The sequence below is a fragment of the Pseudomonas sp. RIT409 genome (assembly GCF_003052515.2).
Classification (GTDB): domain Bacteria; phylum Pseudomonadota; class Gammaproteobacteria; order Pseudomonadales; family Pseudomonadaceae; genus Aquipseudomonas.
Genome location: NZ_QARE02000019.1, coordinates 107,717 through 117,245, shown reverse-complemented (window position 1 = coordinate 117,245; position 9,529 = coordinate 107,717). Strand labels below are relative to the sequence as shown.

Annotated in this window: 10 protein-coding genes and 1 pseudogene; 7 read left to right on the top strand and 4 right to left on the bottom strand. The window is 63.1% G+C overall.

The features are described from left to right. The 4 genes and pseudogenes from DBP26_RS21310 to cobG form a co-directional block, all read right to left on the bottom strand. A pseudogene (locus tag DBP26_RS21310) lies at positions 1-265 on the bottom strand (precorrin-3B C(17)-methyltransferase); the annotation flags it as partial. Next, positions 265-999, bottom strand: coding sequence for a precorrin-2 C(20)-methyltransferase (locus tag DBP26_RS21305; RefSeq protein WP_177411101.1), 735 nt, complete (start codon positions 997-999; stop codon positions 265-267). The gene DBP26_RS21305 and the pseudogene DBP26_RS21310, both read right to left, overlap by 1 nt. Continuing rightward, entirely contained in the window at positions 996-1,622 is a 627-nt protein-coding gene (locus DBP26_RS21300; RefSeq protein ID WP_108239502.1) for a precorrin-8X methylmutase, read from the bottom strand. The genes DBP26_RS21305 and DBP26_RS21300 overlap by 4 nt, the downstream gene beginning before the upstream one ends. After that, entirely contained in the window at positions 1,615-2,967 is a 1,353-nt protein-coding gene (gene cobG, locus DBP26_RS21295) for a precorrin-3B synthase (RefSeq protein ID WP_305888010.1), read from the bottom strand. The genes DBP26_RS21300 and cobG overlap by 8 nt, the downstream gene beginning before the upstream one ends. Before the next feature lie 246 nt (positions 2,968-3,213). On the opposite strand from cobG, the gene cbiE reads away from it, so the two are divergent. The 7 genes from cbiE to DBP26_RS21260 all read left to right on the top strand — a co-directional run bounded on the left by cbiE (position 3,214) and on the right by DBP26_RS21260 (position 9,247). Next, positions 3,214-4,416 (top strand): precorrin-6y C5,15-methyltransferase (decarboxylating) subunit CbiE, encoded by a 1,203-nt coding sequence (cbiE, locus tag DBP26_RS21290; protein ID WP_108239500.1) that lies wholly within the window; start codon positions 3,214-3,216, stop codon positions 4,414-4,416. Next, positions 4,416-5,513, top strand: coding sequence for a cobalt-precorrin-5B (C(1))-methyltransferase (locus DBP26_RS21285; protein WP_108239499.1), 1,098 nt, complete (start codon positions 4,416-4,418; stop codon positions 5,511-5,513). Before cbiE ends, DBP26_RS21285 begins: the two co-directional genes overlap by 1 nt. After that, positions 5,510-6,232 (top strand): cobalt-precorrin-6A reductase, encoded by a 723-nt coding sequence (locus tag DBP26_RS21280; protein WP_108239498.1) that lies wholly within the window; start codon positions 5,510-5,512, stop codon positions 6,230-6,232. Before DBP26_RS21285 ends, DBP26_RS21280 begins: the two co-directional genes overlap by 4 nt. Positions 6,233-6,353: 121 nt before the next feature. Then, positions 6,354-6,779, top strand: a complete 426-nt coding sequence (locus tag DBP26_RS21275; RefSeq protein ID WP_256601331.1) for a DUF2946 domain-containing protein — start codon at positions 6,354-6,356, stop codon at positions 6,777-6,779. Between the two features lie 53 nt (positions 6,780-6,832). Continuing rightward, entirely contained in the window at positions 6,833-7,303 is a 471-nt protein-coding gene (locus DBP26_RS21270; RefSeq protein WP_108239497.1) for a copper chaperone PCu(A)C, read from the top strand. 37 nt (positions 7,304-7,340) lie between these two features. Further along, positions 7,341-7,787 carry a DUF2946 domain-containing protein gene (locus DBP26_RS21265; RefSeq protein ID WP_108239496.1) on the top strand — a complete coding sequence of 149 codons (447 nt, stop codon included), beginning with the start codon at positions 7,341-7,343 and terminating at the stop codon, positions 7,785-7,787. Positions 7,788-7,873: 86 nt separating this feature from the next. Further along, positions 7,874-9,247 carry a PepSY domain-containing protein gene (locus DBP26_RS21260; protein ID WP_108239495.1) on the top strand — a complete coding sequence of 458 codons (1,374 nt, stop codon included), beginning with the start codon at positions 7,874-7,876 and terminating at the stop codon, positions 9,245-9,247. Positions 9,248-9,529: the final 282 nt, after the last annotated feature.

Here is a 9,529-nt window from a genome sequence, read left to right as displayed (position 1 = left end):
GCTCCGCGCCTTTTTCCAGGAGTACGGGGGCGAGCGTGCGTATGACGATGCCCGCTGCACACAGCGCGATGATCGGCGTGTCCTGTTGATACAACTGGCGCAGCGTCGCGCCGAATTCGACGTACCGGCGGTCCGCCCCCTCGACTCGGTCGGCAAGCCCGTGAATCACAGCGTCCGGATACCGCTGTTGAATCCGGCGCGCGGTGTCCAGCGCGCCTTTGCCCAAGATTACGATGGCCGGGGCCTGGCCGTTCGAAGCGCCCATCAGCCTCGCCACCTTTCACCCGGAACGATGATCAGCGAGAAATACGGCGACGACATCGGATCGACGTCTGCCAGGGGCACGATCTTCTGGTTGGCCATGGTTGCCCGCTCAACGTACAGCGCCCGTGCCGCCAGGCCGGTTTCTACCAGCACCTGACGAACTTTCGGCAGATTGCGACCCAGCTTCATGATCACTGCCGCATCGGCATCCTGCAGTTTGCGTTTGAGCTCTTCGGACGACAGCACGCCCGAAAGCACCGACAGGCTCTGGTTGCGATAGACCAACGGCGCCCCCAATACCGACGCGCCACCCAGCATCGAGCAGACCCCCGGCACCACCTCAGCTTCATAGCGTGCGGCGAGGCGATCGTGCAGGTACATGTAAGAGCCATAGAAAAACGGATCGCCTTCGCAGATCACGGCCACATCGCGACCGGCATCCAGATGCGCCGCGACGTCCAGGCTGGCAGTGTCGTAGAAGTCACTGATGATCCGCTCATAAGACAAGGGTTCGGGCAACACTTCGGTGGTCACCGGGTAGACCAATGGCATCAAGGTCTGGGCAGCCTGCAAATGCGCTTCAATGATCCCGAAGGCATTGCCCTTCTTACCCTTGGCGACGAAATAGGCCACCACAGGTGACTCACGCAGCAACCGCAATGCCTTGACCGTGATCAATTCCGGATCACCCGGGCCCACGCCGAGCCCGATCAGACGACCGCGAGCCTGCATCATTCGACCTCCGTGGCAAGGGCGTTGACCGCCGCAGCGGCCATGGCACTGCCGCCACGACGCCCTTGCATGATCACGTAGGGCACGCCACGGCTGTCCGCGGCGAGCATGTCCTTGGATTCAGCCGCGCCGACGAAGCCAACCGGGAAGCCGAGGATCAAAGCGGGTTTAGGCGCGCCCGCGTCAAGCATTTCAAGCAGGTAGAAAAGCGCTGTGGGTGCATTGCCGATCACCACCACAGCCCCTTCCAAATGAGGGCGCCAGAGTTCCAGCGCGGCGGCGGAGCGGGTATTGCCCAGCTCGCGTGCCAGCTCCGGTACGCCTGGGTTTTTCAGGGTGCAGATGACCGGATTGTTGGCGGGCAAACGGGCGCGGGTCACCCCTTCGGCGACCATATGGGCGTCACACAGGATCGGCGCTCCCGCGGCGAGAGCCTGACGTCCCGCTGTACCGGCACCCGGCGAAAAACGCAGGTCATCGACCGCATCGACCATGCCGCAGGCATGAATCACCCGCACCGCGAGTTTCTCCAGATCGGCCGGTACGCTGTCGAGGCGGGCTTCGGCGCGGATGATCGCGAACGAATTGCGATAGATCTCCTGACCGTCGCGGATGTATTCAATCATGGGTGTTGCTCCGTGAGTCGGCGGTCAACAACGCACCAACTGCTTCAATAGTGAGGTCACGCCCGCGCAACTCGCCGAAACCCGGCTGATCGGCGTGGCGAAAATACACGTCGTAATGGCCGGCGCTCACCGCCAGCAAGGTGACAGGCGCTACGTGGGCGGCAGCGCAGGAACGATTGCACCCCGTCAGGTGCACGGCGTAAGTCACGCCTTGTTTCTGCAAGTCAGCCGCCAGTTGCAACGCGTCCGTCTTGGTGTCGGCCAGGCCCTTGCCACAGGCGGCCGAGCCCGTGCACGCAATCATCTGCGACAGGGCCTGACCGGCGTCACACATCAACCCGGCGTTCTGCAGACTGTCGAGGACGCGCGACGTATGTTCATCTTGCACGTTACGCAACATCAGGCTCTGCCATGGCGTCATCACCAGGCTCCCGTCGCCGACGTCAACAGCCAGTTTCGCGGCGCTGCGCAACATGGACGGCGTGAGGCGCCCCAAAGGCACGCCACCGCCGACCGAGAACAGACCGGGCTGGCGTTGTGGATAAATCCCGATGTGCGCGTTTGGCCTTGTCGGGATGGGCCGCGCATCGGAAAGGGTACGATCCCTTCGAAGGGCGTGTGGCAAGCGCTGGGCCAAATCGTCGAGGAACTGCTCGGGCGACAGCCCCTCCAGCAGATGGCGCATGCGCGTCTGATCGGGCCGGGCATGGTGGAGAAACCCTTCCAGTACCGCGACAACCAGATCATGCGCTGCATCCAACGACACCGCTGCCAAGGGCGAATCGGTCGCAGGGCAGCCCGCAAGGCCGAAGCCCAGCACAACCTCGCCCTCCAAGTGGAGCGCAGATAGCCACAGGTCATGGGGATGGTCGCGCATCGTCAGGCCCTCACCCGCATCCAGCGAGAGTGCGAATTTGGGCGAGAGATCATGAAAGCGACGATGGCTTTGCAGCGTATCGAGGATCTGGCTCGCCAACGGGCGCGCATCGAACAACTGCTGCGGATCGATACCGGCAGTGGGACTGATCATCAGGTTGCGCACATCATCGCTGCCAGGATGCTTCGGGCCCAATCCGGCATTGAGTAACGTCATGATCAGGCCCTGATGATCCTGACCGATCCCGCGAACCTGCAGATTGCCGCGATTGGTCGCCTCGATGACACCGCAGGCGAATCGCTCGGCGGCATCCGCCACGGCCATCGCCTGATCCGCGGTGATCACCCCGCCCGGCAGCTTGATCCTGCAAATCCCGCCATCCAGCGCCGGGACGATACGCAGCAACCCCGGGCAAGCCGAGGGGCGCAGGGGCGCAGCGGGGATTCGAGCGGACAACGGCTCGGCCAAAGGATCACCTGGTGTGAACGGACTGAACGGGCAGAAGGCGGGTTCTGCGAGGGCAGTATTATGCCTGCTTTGGCAGGGGGCGGGAAAAGGCGGTTGGTCGGAAGCGTCCGGCTCGATGGGGCGAACCCGCGCGGACGTGAGCATCTGGGCAAGACGACGAGCCCCCTCTCTCGCGCTATCATGCCCACCTTATCCACAGGCCCCCGCAACCGGGCCTGTTGCAAGCATTCTGTCTGAGGGCAATACATGTCGCCGTGGCTGACAGTCGTGGGAATCGGTGAAGACGGCTACAAGGGCCTGGGGCGCAATGCGCGGCATGCGCTGTTACAGGCGCGTCAGGTGTTCGGCAGCTCGCGCCAACTGGAGCTGCTACCGGCGTGCATCCAGGCCGAGCGGCGGCGGTGGCCGAGCCCTTTCTCCCTGCAACCAGTCCTGGAGCAGCGCGGTGAGCCGGTGTGTGTGATTGCCAGCGGCGACCCCATGCTGTTTGGCGTAGGGGCCAGTCTTTCACGTCACGTGCCGGCGGAGCACATGCGCGTGATCCCCGCGCCCTCTTCCTACTCGCTGGCCGCCGCGCGCCTGGGCTGGGCATTGCAGGACGTGGTGACACTGTCGGTGGTCGCGCGCCCCATGGCCGCACTCAATGCCCATCTGCACCAAGGCCTGCGCTTACTGGTCCTGAGCAACGACGGCAGCAGCCCAGCCGCGATCGCGGCGTTGTTGCGTGAGCGTGGATTTGGTCTCAGCCACATGACCGTGCTGGAACATCTGGGCGGATCATCCGAGCGACGCATCGATGGAGCTGCGAACGACTGGACGGACGTGCAAACCGCAGCCCTGAATCTGGTGGCGATCGATTGCCGTGCCGAGCCAGGGGCACTTCGCCTGTCGCCGCTCGGCGGCCTGCCCGACGACGCATTCCGCCACGACGGCCAGCTGACCAAGCGCGACGTGCGCGCCGTCACACTCGCCCGCCTTGCACCCGTGCCCGGCGAGCTGCTATGGGACGTGGGGGCAGGCTGCGGCTCGATTGGCATCGAATGGATGCGCGCTCACCCGACCTGCCGTGCGGTGGCCATCGAGGCGAACGAAGAACGCCAACAGATGATCGAGTTCAACCGCGATGCGCTGGGCGCGCCTGGACTTCAGTTGGTACGTGGCCGTGCCCCCGATGCCCTCGAAGGCCTGGAACAGCCCGACGCGGTTTTCATTGGCGGTGGCGTCACCCGCCACGGCGTGCTGGATCGTTGCTGGGAGCAGTTGCGCAGCGGTGGTCGGCTGGTGGCCAATGCGGTCACGCTGCAGAGCGAAGCGATGCTGGTGAACTGGCGTGAACGGCACGGCGGCGAACTGACGCGCATACACCTGGCCCATTCGAAGCCGCTGGGCACATTCGACACCTGGCGCCAGGCGCTACCCATCACCTTGCTGGAAGCGGTCAAACCCTGATGCGCGAAGAGACCGGCGAACAACCTGCACCGCTGCGCAGTGGCCTGACGACGGGCAGTTGCGCCACCGCCACGTCACTCGCCGCCGCGCGGTTATTGCTGTGCGCCGAGGTCAATGACGCTATTCACATCACCCTGCCCAAGGGCAAGCAGGTAGAGATGCGCCTGGAGTTCTGCCGCGCCGTTGAAGGTGGCGCGGAAGCCGGAACGATCAAGGATGCCGGCGATGACCCGGACGTGACCCATGGCGCGCTCCTGTCCTCTCAAGTGCGCCTGATTGCCGAGCCGGGCGTTCGCTTCGTCGCAGGGGCGGGCGTCGGCACGGTCACCCGCCCTGGCCTGGTGCTGGGCGTTGGCGAACCGGCGATCAACCCCGTGCCCCGGCGAATGATGACCGAACATCTGATGCAACTGGCCGCCGAATGCGGTTACACGGGCGGCTTCGAGGTCACCGTGTGCGTCGAAAACGGCAGCGAACTGGCACTGAAGACCATGAACCCCCGCCTCGGCATTCTTGGCGGCCTGTCGATCCTGGGCACCAGCGGGATCGTTCGTCCCTTCTCTTGCGCCGCTTATATCGCGTCTATCCACCAAGGCATCGACGTCGCTAAAACCAACGGTTATATGCACATCGCCGCTTGCACGGGCAATGCGAGCGAAGACACCATGCGCCGGGTCTATCGCCTGCCCGATATCGCGCTCATCGAAATGGGCGACTTTGTGGGCGCCGTCCTCAAGCACCTGCGCAAAGTCCCGGTGGATAAACTCAGCCTGTGCGGCGGGTTCGGAAAAATCAGCAAACTGGCCGCAGGGCACATGGATCTGCACAGCCGTCATTCCAGTATCGACCTGGAACAACTGTCGCATTGGGCAGCGGACGTCGGCGCCAGTGTCGATCTGCAGCAACAAATTCGCGAAGCCAACACCAGCCAGCAGGCGCTGGCGATGGCGTCCGCCCTCGGTGTGCCGTTGGGCGATGCCGTCTGTGAGCATGCGCTGGCTTTCGCTCGCACGGTGGTGCCATCACAGGTCGAGGTCGAAGTCTTCGCGATCGACCGTCAGGGCGAGATCGTGGGCCACGCCGGGGCTTTGGCATGAAACGAATCCTGCTGTTGGGCGGTGTCACCGAAGCTCTGGCAATCGCCCGCACGCTGGGGCCAGCGCACATTTACAGCCTTGCGGGTGTGGGGCGGGTGCCCAACGATCTGACCTGCCAAGTCCGGGTCGGGGGCTATGGCGGAGCGCAGGGGCTGGCTCGATTCGTAAGCGATGAAGGCGTAGACCTTATCCTCGATGCAACGCATCCCTACGCAGCGCAGATCAGCCAGAACGCCGCCACGGCGGCGAGACTCGCCGGCATCCCCATCTGGGCCCTGCGACGCCCAGCCTGGCAACCCAGGCCGGGAGACGACTGGCGAGAGGTAGCGAACTGGGCAGAGTTGGCCGCTGCCCTCACCCCCTTCGAACGGCCGTTGTTCACCCTTGGCCGCGAGCCGCTCGAGCATCTGGACGAGATTCCACATCATCAGTTCTGGACCCTTCGCGCGCTCGACACCTACCCCGGCAACGAGCGCTGTGAGGTGATCGGGGCCCGAGGTCCGTTCAACATCGAGGACGAAAGGGCGCTGTTCACGCAGCGCGCGATCGATGTACTGGTCAGCAAGAACAGCGGCAGCAGCGCAACCGAGCCCAAACTTGAGGTGGCGAGGGAACGGGGGATACCGGTGCTGGTAGTGAGGCGCCCAGTGTTGGCGGGGGTGGATCGGGAGTTCTGGGGTGTAGAAGAGGTCGTTGCGCAGTTGGCGGCGTTTTCTTGAAGCTCCCACTCCAGCGAAACACCCACGGCATCCAGAAAACGCTGACTGGCAGGGATTGCCCACCCATCCGCGACATAACGCCGCACCCTTAGTTTTTACATCCATCGGCCATTCAGGCTAAATGGCCGACATGAAACCACAACAATATTCCCTTCCCAGCCAAAAGCGGCGCCGGACGTTCGCCTGGATCGCCTGCTTTGCGCTGCTGTTTGGCATGCTGGCGATGCCCATTACGCCAACGATGCCCCGCATCCAGGGTGAACAGTGGGTATGGAGCAGCTTTTGCACCGGTCAGGGCACAAAATGGGTAGCGACGCCCGTTGCGCTGGTCGATCAAGGCACCCCCACGCACAACGACCACACCTCTGTGCAACATTGCCCGTGCTGTTCCGGCGCTCTGTCGATGGTCGCGGTCCCCGCGGGCAATCAGCTCGGTTTCCTGGTTTTAGTGCAGCCGGTCCACCTGCAGGACGTCGAACTCTGGTTCCATGCGCCGCCTCGTGTGCTCTGGCCCCATCTCAATCCACGCGCCTCCCCACGAGTCTGATCGTTCGCACACGCCCTATGCCGCGTATCTGAATGGATTGGAGACTCTCCGCGATGTTGAAAACACTTCTGTTGCTCGCAGTGCTGCTGCCTGCCTGCTTTGCTGATGCCCACGACTATGCGAAAGGCAATCTCGCCATCGCTCACCCTTGGTCAATGGAGCTACCGCCGAATGCGCCAACGGTGGCGGCCTATTTCGTGATCCAGAATTCCGGCTCGGACGACGACCGGCTGATGGGGGCTGACAGCCCTATCGCTGGTGCCGCACAACTCCATGAACATGTGAGCAAGGACGGGCTGATAAAAATGCAGCAGGTGCAGACCGTCAGCGTGCCGGCGGGCGGCACCGTGACGTTCGCGCCCATGGCCTATCACGTCATGCTGCTGGATGTGAAAGACCGCTCCAGGCTGACCGAGGGCCTGACGTTTCCGCTGAACCTCCACTTCGAGAAAGCCGGCGACGTGACGGTGCAGGTCATGGTGCAGAAGCAGCCGCCCGACGCATCCACGTCCCACACGCATTGAATGATCCCCGACCGTAGAAGCTGACCGAGTGAAGCGCATGCTTGCGAAACACGCTCATTCCACCCATGCCCCTCGCAGATTGCCAGGTGCGTGGCTGAGCCTGTTCGCCATGCTGATGATCTTCATCGGGCCACTGATTTCCCAGTCGATGCCAATGGAGCATCACACTGGGATGTCGATGTCCTCGTCCATGTCGGGCGCGATGGACATGTCCTCGCCGATGACCATGACGGCAGACGATCACGCCGGCCATCACACCGTGAATGGCGATAAGGGCGGCATCGATCATGTGATCTGGGCAAAGTGTGGCTATTGCACCCTGCTCTTCAGCTGTCCGGCGCTGACGCAGACATTGGCGGTGACAGCGCCCGTCCCGCCCAAACCGGCCGACTTCTACCGGGCGCTCCCGCAAAATGGCCACGCCCAACGCAGCGTGTTCCCCAACGCCCGCAGCCGAGCGCCGCCCTCCCGCTCCGTCGTGTAATGCCTTTGACAAGATCCGTATCCGTTGGCGGCCCTGGTGCCGCTGACGTGCTGCGCCGTGTTTTTCCCTGACGGGAGCGTTTCACCATGTCCAAACCGAATGTGTCGTTCTACAACCTGGCGTGGCGTTGGCATTTCTATGCCGGGCTGTTCGTTGCGCCGTTCATGATCCTGCTGTCACTGACCGGGATCGTCTACCTCTTCAAACCCCAGCTCGACTCGCTGATGTACAGCGACTGGCTGACGGTCAAACCCGCCCATCATTCGCTGAGCGCCGATGCTCAACGCCAGCGAGTGCTGGAGGCGTACCCCAATGTATCGATCAGCAAGTATCTGCCGCCCGTCAACGCGGAAAGCAGCGCGCAATTCGTGGTGAAACAGGACGGCCGTGAGTCGAACCTGTTCGTCGATCCGTACAGCGGGAATATCCTTGGCACGCAAGACGCCAAGAACAATCTGCAGGCGATGGCCCGCGCCCTGCACGGCGAGCTGATGATCGGCACCGTGGGGGATCGTCTAGTGGAGCTGGCCGCAGGTTGGGGCGTCGTACTGGTGGTGTCGGGCCTTTACCTGTGGTGGCCTCGTGGACGCGCCTCGGCGGGCGTGCTCTGGCCAAGGATCACGGCGAAAGGGCGCGTCCTGTGGCGTGACATTCACGCCGTCACCGGTTTTTGGGGGGCCGTGGCATTGCTGTTCATGCTGCTCAGTGGCATGACCTGGACCGGTATGTGGGGCAAGCTGTACGCCGATGTGTGGAACACGTTTCCGGCTGCCATGTGGAATGACGTCCCCAAATCCACCAGACAGGCGAGCGAGCTCAACACGGCCGCCGCACAGACGGTGCCCTGGGCCATGGAAAACACGCCGATGCCGGTGTCGAGTGGCGATCACGCCGAGCACATGAACCATGGCGCACACTCCAGCGCCCCTGCCGCCCCGGGCATCACCCTGCAAAGGGTCGTGGACATCGCCCGCGAACGCCAGATCGAACCCGGCTACAGCATCACCCCGCCCAAGACCGCCGACGGCGTGTTCACCGTTTCGGTCTTCGCCGATGATCCGCGCAACGACGCCACGCTGCACATCGATCAGTACAGCGGCAAGGTGCTGGCGGACGTTCGCTACAGCGATTACAGCCTGGTTTCAAGAGCGACCGAACTGGGTGTGATGCTGCACGAGGGCAAGATGTTTGGCTGGTTGAACCAACTGGTCATCCTGCTTGTTTGCCTGATGGTATTGCTGAGCTCAGCGAGCGGGATCGTGATTTGGTGGAAGCGCCGCCCCCAGAACGGCTGGGGCGTTCCGCCGTTGCGCCATGACTTGCCCCGTTGGAAAACCGCGACAGGCGTGATGCTGGTGCTGGGCATCGCTTTCCCGCTCGTCGGGATTTCCATGCTCGCCGTGTGGTTGCTCGATCGGATAGCCCTTTCGCGCTTTGCCAAATCCTCGGCGACAGCTTAGATTGCGTGCTGCGGGGCCTGGGATCATTTTTGAGTGGTTTAGTGATGAATTCCTCCTCATTTTCGATCCCAGGCCCCGCCCTTCTTTCATAAGTCCCCGCCCCGGCTCCGCTATCAAAAAACCTGTCGGGCGCGTCAGCTTTACGCACCAGACCGGCGCGCGTAGCGCACCATCTCCACCACCCCGCCTCACATTGGTGCGCCAGCCTGATCACAGGCGACGCTTTCATTCGATTTTGCGACCTGCCGCGCCTTGGCCCAGCCTTTGCTAAAGCCTCAATAG